Below are 18,439 nucleotides of genomic sequence, written 5' to 3' on the forward strand. Positions count from 1 at the left end.
TACTCATTCAAACATTCACTAAAATCACTCATTAATTTGAAAGCATATATTTTCCCTGGTCAGGGTGCCCAGTTTGTGGGCATGGGTAAAGATCTTTATGATAACCATGAACAAGCTCGCCAGCTTTTTGAGCAGGCAAATGAAATATTAGGTTTCCGCATAACAGATTTAATGTTCAGCGGTACTGATGAAGACCTTAAGCAAACTAACGTAACACAGCCGGCTATTTTCTTGCACTCAGTTATACTAGCTAAAGTTTTGGATGATGATTTTAAACCTGAAATGGTTGCCGGTCATTCATTGGGTGAGTTTTCGGCTTTGGTTGCTGCCGGTGCTTTATCATTTGAAGATGGCTTAAAATTGGTTGCCGCACGTGCCAATGCTATGCAAAAGGCTTGCGAACTACAGCCATCAACCATGGCTGCAGTATTAGGTTTAGATGATTTCACCGTTGAAGACGTTTGTCAGCAGGTAAGTGATATAGTGGTTCCTGCTAACTACAACTGCCCAGGGCAACTGGTAATATCAGGAACTATTGCTGGTGTTGAGCTGGCTTGCGAAAAGCTGAAAGCTGCCGGAGCTAAACGCGCCCTTGTATTAAACGTAGGTGGTGCATTCCACTCACCTTTGATGGAATCGGCACGTGTTGAGCTCGAATATGCTATTGTGAACACTGATATTAAAGCACCTGTTTGTCCAATTTATCAAAACATTGATGCCAAGCCTTATACCGATCCTGAAGCTATAAAACGCAATTTGATTGCCCAGCTTACCGGTGCCGTACGCTGGACACAAACTGTAAAGCATATGCTTGAAGATGGAGCCACCTCGTTTACAGAGGTTGGACCGGGCAACGTATTGCAGGGGCTGGTTAAAAAGGTTGATCGTGCTGCCGAAACAAGCAGTTTAACCGTAAACGCATAAAAATAACAAAAGCCGCAAACCAAAGCGGCTTTTGTTTTTTATGATATATTTGATGCTTCAATCGTCACCTTCTAAATTGACTACCTACGCCAAAATACGTATATGGCTTGCTATACTATGCGCCAGTTTGCTGTTAACAGCCATAGTAGTTCGCAGTAGCTATACTCCTCAAACAGATTTTATTGCTAATGCTCACCAACTGCAAAGCAATTTGCAGCATCGTGAGAAGGAAGTTCAGCAGATACTGTCGGGCAAGTCATTTGAGCGCCTTAAAACTTTTCCGCAAAATGATAAAGCTGCGCTTGAAGATATTAATGAAATAACTGTAAAAAAGCGTATTTGGCTTTTTGCATACCACAATAACAAACTTACTTTTTGGACAGGCATTAAAATTATTCACGAAGATCCTCTTAAAGTACGCGAGGGCCGGTCGTTTGTTAAGGAATCTAACGGCTACTATGAGGCCATTCGCAAAACGGAAGGTAAATTTACTGTTATAGCCTACATATTCATCAAAAGCAAGTATCCGTTCCAGAACGCTTACTTAAACAACGATTTTGAACCGGGGCTTTCAAAAGCAGCCAACATGGAAATTGCCGATTTTGGCGATAAAAGTGTTTACCATATTCACAGTTTTGATGACAGGTATCTGTTTTCTGTTAAGCTCAACCCAAACATTATTAACTATACATCCTTAGGCTGGGAAATTTGTTTATGGGTGGCTGCTTTAATTGCCTTTTGCCTGCTTGTGACCAGCATATGCAACTACTTTGTGCACACCAAAAAAATATTTACAGCGTTTGGGTTGCTTGCACTTACTATAATTATACTCAGGTTCATCAATCTCCGGTTTAATTTTCCCGATTTTAGTTATAACCTGCCGCTGTTCAACCCGGCTTTATATTCATTAAATGCTGTATTCCCCACGTTTGGTGATATTATATTGAATTTGCTTTTTGCACTATGGTTTGTAGGGTACATTTACACCAATCGTTTTAAAATTGACTTGGGCCGGTTAAATGCCGTATCATGCTATGCCTTATTCACTGGCGGCGTTGCATTGCTTGTGTTGGTGTCTACAGGGTTGCTTAACCTGTTTAAAGAGGTTGTAATAAACTCTAACATCAATTTTGATGTAAACAACGTGTTAAGCCTTTCAGTATACAGCATAATAGGTATTGTAATGGCCTGTGTAGGCTTCCTGATATTTTACTTGCTGGTTGAAGTATTGTTGGCTATAAATAAACAGCTTCATATACCCGACAATGTTAAGCTGGGCATCTTTACCGGTGCCATTTTAATTGCTACCATAGTATCGTTCTTCTTTAGCGCAACGGTTTTTTACATTTTATGGGGAATACTTGTGCTGTTACGATTATATGCCAACCGTAAAATAAACGGCGAGCTTACAGCACTTTCATACGGTGGTATGATATTTATTTGTGCCCTTATTGCTTCTGTAAAGCTCAGCGATTTTGAATCAATCAAAGAGCAGGAAACGCGTAAGCAGCTTGTTGCCCGGTTAAACGATGGTGAAAACCCACGCATAATAAACATATTTAAGAAGGTTGAAAAGCGTATTGTGGCCGACCCTGCACTTGCTCATTACTTTAAAGAAAAGGAGCACAATGAGGGATTCTTGAAAAATCGCTTTGCTAAAAGGTATTTTGATGGTTACCTGGCCGATTATGATTGCAAAGTTCATGAATTTGACTCAAGCGGAAACGCCATTATTGAAGGTAATAATTATGCCCTGAATGATTTTAAAGACATGGTAATATTCAGCTCGCTTAAGGTGAGCCAGTATTTTTACCGTGAGAGCGAGAACTTCGGGTTTCAAAATTACTTTGCCATTATACCTGTTTACGAGGGCGAAGCCAACCTCGGAACCGTAATTATTGAGTTAAAGGCAAAGCCTATACATTCAACCAGCAGTTTTCCTGAGCTGTTAATAGAAAATCAACTTAGAAGCGATGCTCGGTTTAAAGAGTACTCGTACGCATTTTATAGTGACGGGCGGTTGCTAAGCCAAAGCGGGAAGTTTGATTACGATGTTGTCAACAACGATTTTAAAGGCAGGCTAAAGCAATACTTATTTAAAACAAGCAGCCGCAGTAATAATGACGATGATGATATATCATGGTTGCAGCGTTTTACCCGTTACAGTCACCTGATATATCAGCCAAGTTTGCGTAAGGTTATTGTGGTATCAAAGCCTGTAAACAGCATACTCAATAACATAGCCTCTTTAACTTTCTTCTTTGTAGTGTTAATGATTTTCAGTGCGTTGCTTATCACGTTTGTATGGCTTTGGAAACGTATAACATTTGTTAAGATAACTCCTCAGCACATTACCTGGAATTTAGGATTTAAGTTTGAAAGGCTGCTGTATAAAACGCGCATCCAATTTTCAATGATATTTGCTGTGGTATTTACACTTGCATTAGTAGGGTTAATCACCTATTGGTCTATAAAAGCGCAATACCTCGAGCAGCAGGACGAAACCATCAGCAATAAAATAAACACCATTGCTGCCAAGTTTGAAAATTACTTTCCGGGAGGAATACGCAATATAGATGAAGCCACACAAGTAAGGTTCAATAATTTTGCTGATAATTTTTCGGCCGATTTAATATTGTTTGATACCCAGGGCAGGCCCGTAATATCAACTCAGCCAAAAATTTACGAGTATGGCTTGCTGGGAAGGCGTATGCATGCAAAAGCTTATATAATGCTTAGCCGCAGGCAAAAATCATTGCTTATCAACAATGAAAAAATTGCTGCATTAAGTTATAAAACAGCTTATGTGCCTTTGCGCAACAATCAAAACCTTACCACCGGTTATTTACAGGTACCATACTTTTCAAACCAAACCGACTACTATGAACGCCTGAACGCATTCCTGAACGCTATGATCAACATTTACGCGTTTATCTTCGTAGCTATAGGTGTATTTGCCGTTTTGGTAGCCCGTCAAATAACCAACCCGTTAAGCTTTATACAATATAACCTGAGTAAAACCATTTACGGCAAAAAGAATGAGCCTATTAAATGGGAGCGTGATGATGAGATTGGTGCACTGGTTAAAGAGTATAATAAAATGATTGCCGCCTTGGAGCATAGTGCAAATAAGCTGGCACAATCTGAACGGGAGAGTGCCTGGCGTGAAATGGCCAAGCAGGTGGCTCACGAAATTAAAAATCCGCTTACGCCGCTAAAACTTGGCTTACAGCTTTTAGAAAAATCATGGAAAGACAAAGATCCTAAGTTTGATATGAAGTTTGAGCGTTTCAGCAAATCGTTTGTTGAACAAATTGAAAGCTTATCATCCATCGCCTCGGAGTTTTCGGCCTTTGCCAAAATGCCTGATACCAAAATGGAGCGTTTAGATATATTCGAAACCCTTGGGCAGGCGGTTATCATATTTAAGCACATGGATAATGTGCGCATTAATTATGAAGCGCCGGGAGAGCCTTTTATGATCAGTGCCGACCGTGATCAGCTTTTACGATGCTTTAATAATTTGCTAAAGAATGCAATTGAAGCAATGCCGCCCGATAGATTAGGTATTGTTGATATTATTTATGAAATATCAAGTGATCAAATACTACTAAAGATTTGTGATAACGGAAATGGTATACCTGAAAACCTAAGAGAACGCATTTTCGAACCAAACTTTACTACCAAAAGCTCGGGTACCGGGTTAGGTTTGGCGTTCATTAAAAACTCCATTGAAAACGCAGGCGGTAAGGTATCTTACGAAACAGAGTTAAATAAGGGAACAATCTTTTATCTGCAGTTTCCGAAGGCTCAGCCTAAAGCTGACAATGCTTAAAACTCCACGTGGGCTCGTAGGGCAAATACATGTACCGGGCCCCTGTCCTTGTTATAAGCAGGGTTAATTATAAATTGGTAATCTGGCGTTAGCCATACCTTATGCTGGTAGGCATTAAGTTTGTAGTACAGCTCAGCAAGCATTTCGGTGCTGTAGTTTAGCCTGCCGTCGCCTATAATAAATCCGTAACCACCTGCTGCAAGATATTTACGATGTTCGGAAGATATTCCGTTGCCTGCAAAGGCTGCACCCAGTTCATCATCGGCACGTTTCCAGCGTGTGCCTTTAAGTACAGCACCTAAACTTACCGAGCGGTCAATCTCGGTAAAAAACCATGTTTCAGTTTTTCCATCATTGTAAGATGCCTTTGCAAAAATTCCAAAGTCGGGCGTTAAATACTGTTCGGCGTTAATACCAAAGCCGTACTTTTTGTTTTCGTACGAGGTAACTGAGCTGATGTCGGGCATTAAACTATTTGCGGCAACAGCATTATTATACTTACCCATTTTGCCCTTATTATAAAAAGCCATCAGGCGTAAAGCGCCGGCATTACCATTTAACTTGTAGCGCTGCTCATACTCGAGTGTTTGTGTATTAGCCTTGCCAATTCTTTCATCTAACACCGAGCCGTTGGCTTGTGTAGGTACCATGGTGAAAGCATATCGTAAAGACCAATTGGGCAAACCTAGTTCGGCCACTGCTCCAATAATGTATCCACGTGTATTGGCCGGGTAGTCCCAGGCACCATTGCTCATTAAGCTCCAGTTCATGAACTGTGTACGCGGATCATGGCTGAAGCTATTGTTATCAAAAAAGTCAGATATGCCAAACTTACCTGCTGTAATGCTTATGTATCGTTTGCTTTTCTTGCCGGCAAGTTGGTTCAAATCGTCCTCAACATTTTCATAATCATTACCCCACTCAAACACTTGTGATGCAAATAGGCGTGCAATGTAAATTTTAGGCTCGGCGCTTCCAACCCTGAAAGTTTCACCGTTCGGAAAACCTGCCACGCCCAATGTTTTGCTAAAACCCGCTCCGCCCGACATTTCGGTATTAAAGTAAGCCTGAGCTCTTTTCCATAAACGGGCACCGCCATAAAGGGTAGTAGTTAATGATGTTGCTGTTTCGCCTTGGGGCAACAGGCTATTTTGACCAGTATAAGCGGCTTTAAAGCCCGGTTTTGTTTGTGTAATTACAGTTTGTTGAAAATGCAGGTTGAAACGCTGCAATTTAGTTGTATCCTGTGCGAGTAAAACTGCTGGCATTAACAAAGCTGTTACCAGCAAAAGCGATTTTTTCACTACTTATTAGAAATTTATTAGAGTAAATATATACACATACTTAAGTGTTTATATATGTTCTTGAAATCCTAATGTGAATTTAATTTCAGGTCTAGAGCTGCCCGTTCCACTCACCGTAAAACTGAGTCAGGTATGCTTCCATATAACGGTGGCGTTCCTCAGCAAGTTTACGGGCTGATGCCGTATTCATTTTTTCTTTTAAAAGCAGAAGTTTTTCGTAAAAGTGATTAATGGTAGGAGCAGCAGAGTTCTTGTATTCTTCCTTACTCATATTAAGGTTGGGCTTAATTTCAGGATTGTAAAGTTCACGCCCCTTAAAGCCACCGTAAGTAAATGCACGTGCTATACCAATGGCACCAATAGCATCTAACCGGTCGGCATCCTGCACTATAGCTAACTCAGGAGAGTGAAACTGTTTGCCATCAAAACCTGCCTTAAAAGACATATGCCTTATAATCAACTCAACATGTTCAATTACTTCTTCAGGAGCATTTTGAGCTTTTAAAAAAGTAACTGCTGTTTGCGGACCAATTTCTTCATTACCATTGTGAAACTTACTATCGGCAATATCATGCAGTAAGGCGGCCAGCTCAACAATAAGCATATTGGCAGGCTCAGTTTTCGCAATCATTTTTGCGTTATTCCAAACTCTTAATATGTGCCACCAGTCATGCCCACCTTCGGCGTTTTGAAGGGTTTGTTGTACAAATTGTGCTGTTTGATTAATGAGTTGCTCAGAGGTGGTCATAAAAATGCGTTTATATTTGAACGGGCAAATATAAACGCATATTAAGATTTAACTTGCAACTGCTGATCCGTTTATAATGAGCATAACCTCATTATCGTTGGCTTTTATCAATTCAATTACATCAACTTCCAGTATTAGTGCTATCTGGAAAAGTCTTTCGAGGGTTATCTTGGTATAACCCAGTTCAATTTTACTGTAGGCGTTTTGCGAAATATCAAGCTTAACGGCTAAGTATTCTTGAGTATAATTTCTGTACTCTCTGATTTTACGAATGTTAGTCGCAACATTCTTGATCTTGCTCGTATACACGTCCTTCTGCATCGGTATCTTCAATTAATACCATGACTTACGAAGTAAAATAGCGTGCGGTTTTAAAGCGGTTTTAATTGTTGTAAATTATATTCAATTTAAAACCACACTGCGTTAACGTTAATAGGTGGTTATAATGGCAGGCAGCAGGGTGGCCATATCTAAAGGGATAGGGTTACTGGCAAAAATTGGCTTACGCTGGTTGTATGATTCGTATACCTGTTTTTGAACAGCTGCCGTGGCGTTACCCGGCGTTAGATTGATGGTACATGAAATTATAAAATCGTGTACTTTTTCACCATCGAAAATAATCCACTTTTTGTCTGATTTTTTCAGCGCCTCAATAAACGGCATGGCAATGCTGTAGTCGTCGGCATAATAAACCACAATTTTTTGGATTGCGCCTTTAGGGTCGGCTGTGAATTTTATTACAGCTGTGCCGGTTGCTTTTTTGTCTTTAAGAGCTTTAGGTAACACTACGTTCTCTTTAAAAAACGTCATCATTACGTCTTTTCCGCCCTGAAACGGAAAAGGCATTTGCTGCTGTGCCTGTGTAAACGTAGCGCACATTAATATTGTGGCCAAAAATAGTAAGCGTTTCATTTAAACTGATTTTGGTTCGCGTTTGCTGCCATCGTAAATGCTGTATTCCAGTAAGCGGCAGTCAAGCTTACCGTTGTAAAATTCTATACGGCGACTGGCTTGTAAGCCAATTTTTTTTGCCAGATCGGGGTTGCCGGTAAACACATAGCCTTTATAGCTCTTACATTTTTGCTTAAGGTAATCGCCAATGCGGGCATAGGTTGCTTCAAGTTTGGTGTGTGTGCCAAGGCGCTCACCATACTCGGGGTTAAACATTACTACGCCGGGCTGCTCAGGTACTTCGGTGTCTGCAAAATCACAAACAGCAAATTCAATCAAATGTTCTACACCAGCTGTGCGGGCGTTTTTACGGGCTACGTCAACAGCGTCTTCAGATAAGTCGGTTGCCAGAATTCTGAAACCTGTTTCCTTTTTGGCTTTATCTTTAAGCTTACGGCGTTCGGTAAAAAACACTTGTTCATCATAACCCATAAAGTGCATAAAGCTATAGTTCATTCTAAATAGGCCCGGGCTTTTATCGGTAGCAAGCAGTGCCGCTTCAATGGCCAGTGTGCCTGAACCGCACATAGGGTTTATAAAGCTGCTTTGCCTGTCCCAACCGGTTGCCATAATGGTTGATGCTGCCAATGCTTCGAGCATAGGAGCTTTACCCGGAATTTTACGGTAGCTGTGCTTGGCAAGCGTTTCGCCCGATGTATCAACAAATACTTCGGCGCGGTTGTCCTGCCAGTATAAGTGAAGTACAGCCTTATTAAGCTCAGGGCCCGAATTTGGGCGGATGCCTTTTTTTGATTTTATACGATCAACAACAGCATCTTTAACCTTTACGTTGGCAAACAGCGGCGTACGTATATGCTCGTTATTTACATTTGAGGTTATTGAAAAGTAGCCGGTGAAGTCAATCAGCTCTTCCCATTCCACCTGCACCAGTTCGTTATACAACTCTTGCGGGTCATTAGCCTCAAAGCTTTTTAGTGAATATAATATCTGGCTGGCGCAGCGCAGGTTAAGATTTAATGGTATACAATCATTAACTGTTCCAACCAGTTCAACGCCGGTTTGAAACGCGCGTTTAATGGTATACCCTAACGCTTCAACCTCCTGTTGCAGGTATGGTGCAAGGCGTTTATTACAGGTAATAATGATCTTACTTTCGGTTTGATAAATTTGCATGTGGCTGCAAATTTATGAATTAAAAAATGCCCGATTTACAATTGTAACTATTAACTTTACGTTTTATAAGCAAGAATTATGGATATTAAAGGCAAAGTACACGAAGTTACTCCTACACAGCAAGTTACCGAATCTTTAAAAAAGAGAGAACTTATTGTAGAATATATAGAAAACCCGCAATACCCTGAGTATATTAAATTTGAAGCCATCCAGGATCGTTGCAATTTATTGGATGCTGTTAAAGTTGGTGATGACGTTGAGGTGTTCTTTAACCTTCGCGGCCGCCCATGGACTGATAAAACCGGTAAAAAGAGCTACTTTAACTCATTGCAGTTATGGCGCCTTAACGTACTAAGCGGTGGTGCAGCAGCAGCAACCCCTGACTACGCTCCACCGGTTGACATCAACTCTGCACCTGATGATGACGACTTGCCGTTCTAAACTGCAGAAGAAAGAGCTAAGAACCAAGAGCCAAGATCTATTGGCATAACAAAAAAGAGGCATCTCATAAATTAGATGCCTCTTTTTTGTTACAGAAGTTTGTCTTGGTTCTTGTTTCTTAATTCTCTCTGCCATTAACTGTTAAAAATTGTTAAACTGATGTTACGCTCTTGTATTTCAATTATTTTTGTTGAGTAATGAAGAAGAGAAGTATTGGTTTAATAATTGGCCTTATGGGGTTTGCCTTGCTGGGAGTGGTGGCCATGCAATATTTTTTCCTGCGGCAATCCTATCATATGCAGTCGGAATTATTTGACCGCGATGTGCATGAGGCCTTAAACACTGTAGTATCAAAGCTTGAAAAAAAGGATGCTAACAGGTTTATTGACAAGCAGGCCGATAGCATGATAGTTAAACAGGATCGTAAGTTTACTAAAACCAAGGTAAAAAAATTTGTTACCGATAGTTCGACAAACACCACCGCAACGCAAAGCCGTAAGCAGCATGATTTACGCATTGCCAAACTGCGCGACAGCTTAAAATACATTATCCTCCGCACCAAACTGGATGAGGAGCTTTACGGGCTTCCGCAAGAGGAAATGGTGAATGTGAAAATCCAGATTGAAGAGTTCGTTGATGAATTTGGTATTCTGCACCAAAATAGAGGACCGCTTGAAATAACCAAATTGCCGCCAACAAAACGTGGTAACAAAGTACACAAGTACGATACTACTTATCAGCATTACCTCGACCCGCAGTTTGGCCCGCAGGTGGTGGCCCGGGTAAGAATTAACCCTTACTGGCAGCGCGAGCATGACCGCAAAGTAAAAGAACGCAAGGTTGCCCAAATAAAGCAAATGCTGCGTGCAGATTCACTTGCCAAGCTAAATCAAAAAGAAACCGAGGTAACGTTAACAAACTTCACCGTAATGCAAAACCTGGCCGAAGAATATAAAAACTCAGGCCAGCCATTAAAAGATCGCATTAATACCTTGTGGATTGACTCGTTACTGCGTTTTGAATTACATAACAAAGGTATTATGCTGCCTTTTAGTTATGAAGTAAGCACAGCTAATAACGATTCGCTCATCTTTTCAAAAGCGTATGATATGGTAGGCGAGAAGCCTGTGTTTTATGCCAGCGAAACTTATCAAACCCCAATTTTTACCAAGGATGTAATTAACGATCCGGGTAAAATACAGTTGTTCTTCCCCGATAAAAACTCGCATATACTAAGCAGCATGACTTATATGCTTAGCATTAGCGGAGGTTTATTAATGGTGCTTATTGTATGCTTTGGCTACACCATATTCACCATACTGCGTCAAAAGAAAATTTCGGAAATGAAAACCGATTTTATCAACAACATGACGCATGAGTTTAAAACGCCTGTATCAACCATTATGATTGCCAGTGAGGCATTAAAAGATCAGGAGATTATTGAAGACAAAGCCCGTGTTACCCGCCTGGCCGATATTATTTATGAAGAGAATGCCCGCTTGGGCAGCCACATTGAGCGCGTTTTGAACATTGCCCGTATTGAGAAAAACGACTTCAAGCTCGACAAAAAGCCGGTTGATGTTAACGAACTGATAACCGACGTATTAGACAGCATGCAGCTAAAGCTGCAAAAGAGCAATGCCCAACTTGATTTGCACTTAGATGCCGAATTTGCCGTTATAGAGGCCGACGAACTTCACTTTGCCAACGTAATATTCAATTTAATTGATAACGCCGTTAAGTATAGTAAAGATGAACCCGAACTTACCATAAGCACCCTTAATAAAGGCAGCCAACTGGTTATACGTGTGGCCGATAAAGGCATTGGTATGAGCCGCGACCAACAAGCCAAAATATTTGAACAATTTTACCGTGTGCCTACAGGTAATTTGCATGATGTTAAAGGCTTTGGATTAGGACTTAGTTATGTGAATACTATAGTTAAGCGCCTGGAAGGTATGATAAGCGTTCGTTCAGAAAAAGAAAAAGGTTCTGAATTTGAACTGAAATTCAATATTGTATGAAGAAAATACTATTGGTAGAAGATGACGCCAACCTGGGCGCCCTGTTGCAAGACTACCTGCAGCTTAAAGGCAGGTTTGATGTAGTGCTTTGCAAAGATGGCGATGCCGGCTTAAAGGAGTTTACCAAGAGTGATTTTGACCTGCTGATACTGGATGTAATGATGCCCAAAAAGGATGGGTTTACTTTGGGTAAGGAAATACGCAAAATAAATGAGCATGTGCCTATTATTTTTGCTACTGCCAAGGCCATGATTGAAGACAAAACCCAGGCATTTAATTTAGGTGGCGATGATTATATCACCAAACCCTTTCGCATTGAGGAATTGCTGCTTCGTATAAATGCGCTTTTAAAGCGTACCGCTGCTGGCAGCACCGAAGAGGAAAAGCCTACTACCTTTAAAATTGGTAAGTACGATTTTGACTTTACTTCACAAACCATAACGGCCGATGGATTGGTTCAAAAGCTATCAACAAAGGAAGCTGCCTTGTTGCGGTTGCTGTGCCTTAAAAAAAATGAAGTACTAACTCGCGAAGAAGCCCTGCTCAACATCTGGAACGACGATAACTACTTTAATGGCCGTAGTATGGATGTTTTTTTAAGTAAGATACGCAAGTACCTGAAAGATGACCCGCGTGTAGAAATTATTAACGTGCATGGCCGTGGATATAAGCTGCTGGTAAATTAAGGCTTGCAGCTTTGGCGATTGTCAAAAAAAATTGCGGCTTTTACCTCTTAAATACGCGGCGCTGTCCCGGTGGTAGCTGTGCCTGTGCATATTATTTTAAGGTAAAACCCGCAATTTTGTGTTTCTTATTTGTCTGCCTGCTTAAAAATCAAACTTTACAAACGTTCTTAAACCAAGCTTTGGCGCGTTGGGGTTATCTAAATAAGTAAAGCGGCGTACCAGGTCAAACCTCAAAACTTTAAATATGTTTCCTATGCCCACGCTTCCCTCGGCATACATGCCATTGTTAAGCGTATAAGTTGTTGCAAGGCCCGAGCTGTTGGTTGGAAAGCGCAGCAGGGAACGGTCATTTGCCGGGTTGTTTTCAGCTCTTACACCTCCCCATAAACCTTTAAAGTTTACCACCTCGCGCAGTTTTAAGCGGCGCAGCAAAGGTATTTTGTTAAACAAAAAGCCGTTAAAATTATGGTCAATGGTAAGTGTGGCATAATGGTCGCTCACAAACTCTTGAAAGTTCATCATGTTAAACGACTGAAACTGGAAAGCATAACTTTGATTAGCCCTGTGTATATCCATTAAAGGGAACGGTACTTTGCCAAACAGGTAGCCACCTTCGGTGCTAACGTCAGTAAAGCCTAGTTGCGACAGGTAAAAGCGTTTGCTAATGTTACCTACAACGTTTTGGTAGTTGTAATCGCCACCTAATAAGCCTTTAAATCCTTGCGTATAACGCAGGGTATAAATAGGGTACTTATCAGGAATAGGTGTACGATATAATTTACCCTGATAGAACTTTTCGTGCGGTGCAAAGCGCAATTGCAACGACATTTCGGTAGTGTGAATAAGATTCACATTATTTAAAGCTCCGTTTGGCAGCAGATTTTGAAATTGTAACGCCCCAGCCGGACTTTGATTCCATTTTTTGAAACCTACAGCGTACGAGAAATGGTTTAAGTACTCGTGTACATAATCCAGTTTAAAGATGTCATTATATAGCCACTGATCATTAGCGCCACGTTTGAATGATAGTAGGAAGTTGCTCTCTTGCACAAATTCAAGTTCCTGGCCAGGTACCTTGGTATCGTGCTGAAAGCTGGCGCGAATGTAGTTTTGTGGAAACGAGTATATAGACTTGTTATTTAATGAATATGTAGAGCTTAGGAAGTATTTAAACTTTTGGTCGCGGGTGCCGTACGCTCCATAAGTTTCAAAGTAATAACGTTTGCTTAGCGCAGTGGTTGTACGGCCGCCTAAACGAGCTCTGAACCCTTCAACCGGATTGAAGCTGTAAAACGTGTTAACAGGTCCCATTTCAAACGGTCCGAAATTTTTGTACCCGGCCAGCACCAGCGTAGCAATATCCATAGTGCGTTTAAACGATGGTATAGTTTGCAGGCTATCTACGTTTTTATATAAATCGGCAGCGGCTTTGTCAAGCGTATCAGGGCGGCTTTCGGTCCAGTAAGCATCAGTTTGCTCGTCAGACTGCTTCGCGTAAACCTGGGCAGGGCCGTCATAAGTTTCTTTAGGGCGGGGCGAGTTCAATTTAAAATCGCGTATGGTAACCAGGCGTTCACCAAATACACCACCGCCTTTATTTTTATTTAAAGCAAACTCAATTTTTAAATTGCTTTGGCTTAAATGGTAACGGTTATCCGGATTTTTCTCGAACGATAAGCGCGCCTCCATTTGACGGACAAAGTTTAGATCGATGTTTTTATTTACCGTTAGCACCGCATTTTGCACCGCATAATTGCCATCCATAGTAATGTAAATGCGGCCTTCAAAAAGCTTGTTAATGGTATTGCGTGGCGTAAAGCTTAGTTCAATAAGATTAGGTTTTTGATCTTTTATGGTATCGGTGATAAAAAACTTATAGTAGTTAGGTGAATTATCAGATATAGGACTTAACAACTGGTTGCTCAGCAACGATACGTTGTTATCATAAATGTTAATATCCTGGTACATGCGGTTGAAGTAGGTGGTGAGGCCCTGATTATCAACAAATGTTTCATCATACTTAACCTGCTTGTTGGCTTCAACCACCTGCTTTTGGGCATAAGGAACTTTGCGGTAGTAATTAGCCGAAAGTTTCTCCTCCATATATAAAGGCAGCAATGTTTTACCGCCAATAGCAGTTGAATCCTGCTCGCGGAACATGAACTGGTAATTTTTAAAAATTTTTCTGTTCTTGAACTTGTCGCTAAGGTTGCTAAGCGAAAAGGTCATACGCTCATACTGCTTGTACTCAGCAAAGTTATAGCTGGTAACCTGGTTTTGTGCTTTATGTGCAATTACTTGTCTTATAAGCTCAACCGCAGGGTTGTTTTTATTGGTATACTTCTTTTTCTTACCGGCTTTAACAACAACATCACTCAGCTGCTTGCTATCAGCGCTTATGGCAATATTAATGGTTTGTTCCTGCCCGGCCTCAATGCTGCGGGTAGCGGTACGGTAGCCAACATAGTTCACTTTAATGTATTCAAACTTATCGTTGGTTCTTATGGTAAAGCGTCCCTGGCCGTCTGTTGGAGCACCCTGGTTGCTGTCGCCAAACGTTACCGTTACATAGGGTAAAGCTTCTTTTGTTTTGGCATCGGTAACCGTACCTTTTACAACCGTGCTTTGCGCATGCAGTGTGTTGAAGGAAACAGTAATTATACTGATGATTAATACTAACTTAGTAAAGAGTTTCATGACCTTAAAGGTTGCTGGGTTCAGATATCACAAAACGGGTTATGCCAGTGCGTTGCAAATTGAAGTTTGCTAAAAAGTGCAGTTGATATTTATCAGGAATGCTGTATTTTGGTAGTTATACCGGCAGCCTGATAACCGATTTTGCAAAATCGTGTGAACACGGTTTAAGTAAAATATTGAGGCAAAGGTGCAGCGGCTATTTGCAAGTTACAACACCCAACAATGGTAATGACAATTGGATTATAAATTGATTACAATTGGCTTACATTTGCATGAAACCTGCAAAATAATTACGCTAAAATTGCCATTATTGTAACGCTGAAAATGTTTGATGCCCTATTTAATTATATTGAAAACTACGCCAAAAGTAATTTAAGCGCCGACGATAAAAAGCTTATAGAACAAACCTTTAAACTGCGTAAACTAAGAAAACGTCAATATTATTTACAGGCAGGAGATATAAACAAACAGATTGGCTTCGTTTTAAAAGGTGCTTTCCGTATGTATTCGGTTGATGATAGGGGCCATGAGCATATTGTACGTTTTAGTTTAGAAAACTGGTGGGTAGCCGATTATGAAAGCTATATGCTGCAAACGCCATCAAAGTATAATATTGATGCTGTTGAAGATGCTGAAATACTCATAATATCAAACACGCAGAGAGAGGAATTGCAAACACAGATACCTGCTTTTGCTGATATGATAAAGGAGCTTGACAAGCGAGCCAATATTGCCACGCAAAACAGAGTGCATGCTGCTATAAGCCTAACCGCCGAAGAGCGGTTTAACAACTTGCAAAATACATATCCTTATTTTTTGCAGCGCTTTCCCCAAAGTATGATAGCATCTTATTTAGGCATATCGCCCGAAACATTGAGCAGGATTAGGAAAGCAAGCGTAGGCCGGTAAAAGCCTGAATGTGATGGCCCTTAGTCAACAATTAATTAAAAGCGTATTTATTACAAATGCGTTAAGATTTGGCGCTTAAATTTTTGCTTATTTTACACTTGCAAACATTAAAGGCGTTATGCTTCGCAAATTTACCTTACTCACATCACTGCTTGGTATAGCAGCAGCAAGTTATGCTCAGCAAAAATCAACTGCTTATTTTGCTGACAGCACCTCGGTTAAAGTTCACCCTTCATACAACCAGGTAAGCGGTATTCATAAATGGCTATTTGGCAAAAACTACCGTGAAGAATGGGCCACAACTGTTAAACTGCCGCTTATAAAAATATCTGAAGTTTATGGTGGCCTTAAGCCGCTTAAGCAAGGTGGCGGGTTGCAATCAAAATCATTAAGGCTTGAAGACAAAAAAGGTAAAGAGTGGGTAATAAGAAGCGTTGAGAAAACACCCGATAAACTACTTCCACCAAATTTCAGAGGTACGTTTGCTATTGACTGGCTTGATGATGCATTAAGCAGTCAGCATCCGTATTCGGCATTGGTTGTTCCGCCGCTTGCCGATGCCGCAGGCGTGCCTCATGCTAACCCGGTAATTGGCGTAATTGCGCCCGATGCTGCTTTAGGTGAGTACAGCAAAATATTCAATGGCCTGGTAGTACTACTTGAAGAGCGCGAACCCACCGGTAAATCAGACAATACTGATAAAATGCTGGGCGAGCTTAAAGAAGACAATGATAACCGGGTTAACGGTGAGCAGTTTTTAAAAGCGCGCATGCTCGATTTGCTTTTAGGTGATTGGGACCGTCATGAAGACCAATGGCGTTGGGCTTATGAGAAAAAGAATAAAGACAAGAAGTATTACGCTGTTCCACGAGATCGTGACCAGGTTTTTCATATTAGTGAAGGGGTGTTGCCATCACTGGCTGCCCGGTCGTGGATTAGCCCCACGCTTGATAATTTTGACGGCGATATACCAAGGGTAAAGTACTCACTGATAAAAACGCGGTTTATACAGCCGTTGCCCGATGCGCAAATTAGTTATAACGACTGGATGCGTATGGCAAATGATTTTGTAAAGGCAGAGAGCGATGAGGTGCTGGAAGCTTCATTAAAGCTGCTTCCGCCCGAAGTTTATAAAATACGGCATGATGAACTTTTTAGTAAGCTAAAGCAACGCCGTAACAATATACCTGCGGCAATGGATGAGTATTACCGGTTTGTAAACAAAACCGTAGACCTACGCACCACTGACAAAAATGAACAGGTAATAATAACTGATGCTGCTGATGGCGGCATGCGTATACAAATAAATAAAATAAGTAAAGCAGGCGAGGTTGAGGATGAATTGCTCAACATGGTTTATAACCCGCAAATTACCCACGAAATAAGATTATACACCGAGGGTGGAAACGATAAGATGCTTATTAATTATGCGCATTCACCCATAAGGCTTCGGATTGTTGGTGCTAAAGGGCAAAAAACCTATGATGTACAGCAGGCTGAAAGTAAAGTACGTATATACAACCGCAGAGATAGTGTAGCCATAACAGGCAACGGTAGCTTGTTGAAAAAACATTTGAGCAATGACTCATTAAATACCCAATTTGTTCAAAATAACCCTTACAATGTTTGGATGCCGCTGGCAACAGGGGCAATTAACCCTGATGACGGCATATTACTTGGCGCAGGATTTAAGTATACCCGCAGAAATGGGTTTCGTAAATTACCGTATGCCAGTGTACAACAGCTTTTGGTTACGCATGCTTTTGCAACCGATGCATTTCGTATAAAATATAATGGCGAGTGGATAGATGCTATTGGCAAGGCCGACATTGTATTAAACGCATTTGTACAGGCTCCAAACAATACCCTCAACTTTTTTGGCAGAGGTAATGAAACGCCTTTGTTTAAATTTCCGGGGTACAGGCGCTTTTACCGTACGCGTTATAACACCTACCAGGTTGATGCCGCGTTGCGCTGGTGGTTGGGCGCTAATACCACCCTGAGTGCAGGGCCATCGTTTCAATACTATCGCCTGCACCGCGAAGACAATGAAGGTCGTTTTATTAACAATCCCAACTTTTTGAATTCTTATGATAGCTTGACTGTTAATAAAGACAAAGCACATATTGGGTTGCTGGTAAACTTCAACGCCAATAAACGTAACAGTAATGTATTGCCCAGCAACGGTTATTATGTTAACGTCACCTTGCAGGCCTATAACGGTTTAAACAGCTATACAAGGTCTTTTGCGCAAATACGCCCGGAGTTTACCTACTACTTTAGCCTTAATGCCAAAGGCACGTTTGTAATATCAGACAGGGTTGGCGGCGGCCTAAGTGTTGGTAAGCCGGCATTTTATCAGTCAATGTTTTTAGGCGGACAGGGCGGAAACTTACTGGGCTACCTGGGTAACCGCTTTGCCGGCGATCATATGTTTTACAACAACCTCCAGACGCGCCTTAACCTGTTTAACATTGCGGGTTATGTGTTGCCAGGGCAATTAGGTGTAACAGGGTTTTATGATACCGGCAGGGTTTGGGTACGCGGGCAATCATCAAATAAATGGCATGCGGGTACAGGGGGCGGAGTTTACTTTGCTCCTGCAGGGGTAGCAGTAATACAAGTATTGGCCGGTCACTCTACCGAGGGCTGGTACCCATATGTATCACTCAATGTAAGGCTTTAAGCATCCGGTTTATTTAAAAAGTTTTGTAATTATACCATCAGATTTAATGGCCTTGGCATGGTTGCTTAATTGTTAAAAAGTATTTTAGTTAGTTTTGCTT

General features: G+C 41.2%; 13 protein-coding genes. 7 read left to right on the forward strand and 6 right to left on the reverse strand.

Annotation, left to right across the window (positions count from 1 at the left end; all coding sequences use genetic code 11):
* Positions 1-36: 36 nt before the first annotated feature.
* Together fabD and QZ407_RS08300 are read left to right on the forward strand one after the other, a co-directional pair.
* Positions 37-924 (forward strand): ACP S-malonyltransferase, encoded by an 888-nt coding sequence (fabD, locus tag QZ407_RS08295; protein WP_295769662.1) that lies wholly within the window; start codon positions 37-39, stop codon positions 922-924.
* A 52-nt stretch (positions 925-976) separates the two neighbouring features.
* Positions 977-4,759 (forward strand): ATP-binding protein, encoded by a 3,783-nt coding sequence (locus tag QZ407_RS08300; protein ID WP_295769664.1) that lies wholly within the window; start codon positions 977-979, stop codon positions 4,757-4,759.
* Here the strand turns inward: QZ407_RS08300 and QZ407_RS08305 are convergent.
* From QZ407_RS08305 to QZ407_RS08325, 5 genes are all read right to left on the reverse strand, one after another.
* Positions 4,756-6,063, reverse strand: coding sequence for a carbohydrate porin (locus tag QZ407_RS08305; protein ID WP_295769667.1), 1,308 nt, complete (start codon positions 6,061-6,063; stop codon positions 4,756-4,758). The genes QZ407_RS08300 and QZ407_RS08305 overlap by 4 nt on opposite strands.
* 91 nt (positions 6,064-6,154) lie before the next feature.
* Positions 6,155-6,811 (reverse strand): HD domain-containing protein, encoded by a 657-nt coding sequence (locus tag QZ407_RS08310; protein WP_295769669.1) that lies wholly within the window; start codon positions 6,809-6,811, stop codon positions 6,155-6,157.
* 48 nt (positions 6,812-6,859) lie between these two features.
* The gene (locus QZ407_RS08315) at positions 6,860-7,132 is read right to left on the reverse strand and encodes a helix-turn-helix transcriptional regulator (protein WP_157542563.1); all 273 of its coding nucleotides are present in this window, start codon (positions 7,130-7,132) and stop codon (positions 6,860-6,862) included.
* 108 nt (positions 7,133-7,240) lie between these two features.
* Complete coding sequence (locus QZ407_RS08320) at positions 7,241-7,723, reverse strand: hypothetical protein (protein ID WP_295769673.1); 483 nt, start codon at positions 7,721-7,723, stop codon at positions 7,241-7,243.
* Positions 7,724-8,896 carry a class I SAM-dependent RNA methyltransferase gene (locus QZ407_RS08325; RefSeq protein WP_295769675.1) on the reverse strand — a complete coding sequence of 391 codons (1,173 nt, stop codon included), beginning with the start codon at positions 8,894-8,896 and terminating at the stop codon, positions 7,724-7,726.
* A gap of 78 nt (positions 8,897-8,974) precedes the next feature.
* Here QZ407_RS08325 and QZ407_RS08330 point away from each other — a divergent pair, with 78 nt between their 5' ends.
* The 3 genes from QZ407_RS08330 to QZ407_RS08340 all read left to right on the forward strand — a co-directional run bounded on the left by QZ407_RS08330 (position 8,975) and on the right by QZ407_RS08340 (position 12,047).
* On the forward strand, positions 8,975-9,337 hold the full coding sequence (locus tag QZ407_RS08330; protein WP_157542560.1) for a DUF3127 domain-containing protein: 363 nt from the start codon (positions 8,975-8,977) through the stop codon (positions 9,335-9,337).
* 197 nt (positions 9,338-9,534) lie between these two features.
* Complete coding sequence (locus QZ407_RS08335) at positions 9,535-11,361, forward strand: HAMP domain-containing sensor histidine kinase (RefSeq protein ID WP_295769679.1); 1,827 nt, start codon at positions 9,535-9,537, stop codon at positions 11,359-11,361.
* Positions 11,358-12,047, forward strand: a complete 690-nt coding sequence (locus tag QZ407_RS08340; protein ID WP_295769681.1) for a response regulator transcription factor — start codon at positions 11,358-11,360, stop codon at positions 12,045-12,047. Before QZ407_RS08335 ends, QZ407_RS08340 begins: the two co-directional genes overlap by 4 nt.
* A 141-nt stretch (positions 12,048-12,188) precedes the next feature.
* Here QZ407_RS08340 and QZ407_RS08345 read toward each other — a convergent pair whose 3' ends face one another.
* Complete coding sequence (locus QZ407_RS08345; protein ID WP_295769683.1) at positions 12,189-14,744, reverse strand: DUF5686 and carboxypeptidase-like regulatory domain-containing protein; 2,556 nt, start codon at positions 14,742-14,744, stop codon at positions 12,189-12,191.
* 324 nt (positions 14,745-15,068) lie between these two features.
* Between QZ407_RS08345 and QZ407_RS08350 the strand changes: the two genes are divergently transcribed.
* Entirely contained in the window at positions 15,069-15,653 is a 585-nt protein-coding gene (locus QZ407_RS08350; RefSeq protein ID WP_295769685.1) for a Crp/Fnr family transcriptional regulator, read from the forward strand.
* A 118-nt stretch (positions 15,654-15,771) separates the two neighbouring features.
* Positions 15,772-18,339 carry a BamA/TamA family outer membrane protein gene (locus QZ407_RS08355; protein WP_295769687.1) on the forward strand — a complete coding sequence of 856 codons (2,568 nt, stop codon included), beginning with the start codon at positions 15,772-15,774 and terminating at the stop codon, positions 18,337-18,339.
* Positions 18,340-18,439: the final 100 nt, after the last annotated feature.

Source organism: uncultured Mucilaginibacter sp. (assembly GCF_913773635.1).
In the GTDB taxonomy this organism is placed as follows: Bacteria; Bacteroidota; Bacteroidia; order Sphingobacteriales; family Sphingobacteriaceae; genus Mucilaginibacter.

Bases quoted from the DNA above. Each gene is read 5' to 3' on its own strand.
- QZ407_RS08335 (WP_295769679.1), top strand. From the start codon at position 9,535: ATGAAGAAGAGAAGTATTGGTTTAATAATTGGCCTTATGGGGTTTGCC.
- QZ407_RS08330 (WP_157542560.1), top strand. From the start codon at position 8,975: ATGGATATTAAAGGCAAAGTACACGAAGTTACTCCTACACAGCAAGTT.
- QZ407_RS08320 (WP_295769673.1), bottom strand. From the start codon at position 7,723: ATGAAACGCTTACTATTTTTGGCCACAATATTAATGTGCGCTACGTTT.
- QZ407_RS08300 (WP_295769664.1), top strand. From the start codon at position 977: ATGCTTCAATCGTCACCTTCTAAATTGACTACCTACGCCAAAATACGT.
- QZ407_RS08325 (WP_295769675.1), bottom strand. From the start codon at position 8,896: ATGCAAATTTATCAAACCGAAAGTAAGATCATTATTACCTGTAATAAA.
- QZ407_RS08340 (WP_295769681.1), top strand. From the start codon at position 11,358: ATGAAGAAAATACTATTGGTAGAAGATGACGCCAACCTGGGCGCCCTG.
- QZ407_RS08345 (WP_295769683.1), bottom strand. From the start codon at position 14,744: ATGAAACTCTTTACTAAGTTAGTATTAATCATCAGTATAATTACTGTT.
- QZ407_RS08310 (WP_295769669.1), bottom strand. From the start codon at position 6,811: ATGACCACCTCTGAGCAACTCATTAATCAAACAGCACAATTTGTACAA.
- QZ407_RS08350 (WP_295769685.1), top strand. From the start codon at position 15,069: ATGTTTGATGCCCTATTTAATTATATTGAAAACTACGCCAAAAGTAAT.
- QZ407_RS08315 (WP_157542563.1), bottom strand. From the start codon at position 7,132: ATGCAGAAGGACGTGTATACGAGCAAGATCAAGAATGTTGCGACTAAC.
- QZ407_RS08355 (WP_295769687.1), top strand. From the start codon at position 15,772: ATGCTTCGCAAATTTACCTTACTCACATCACTGCTTGGTATAGCAGCA.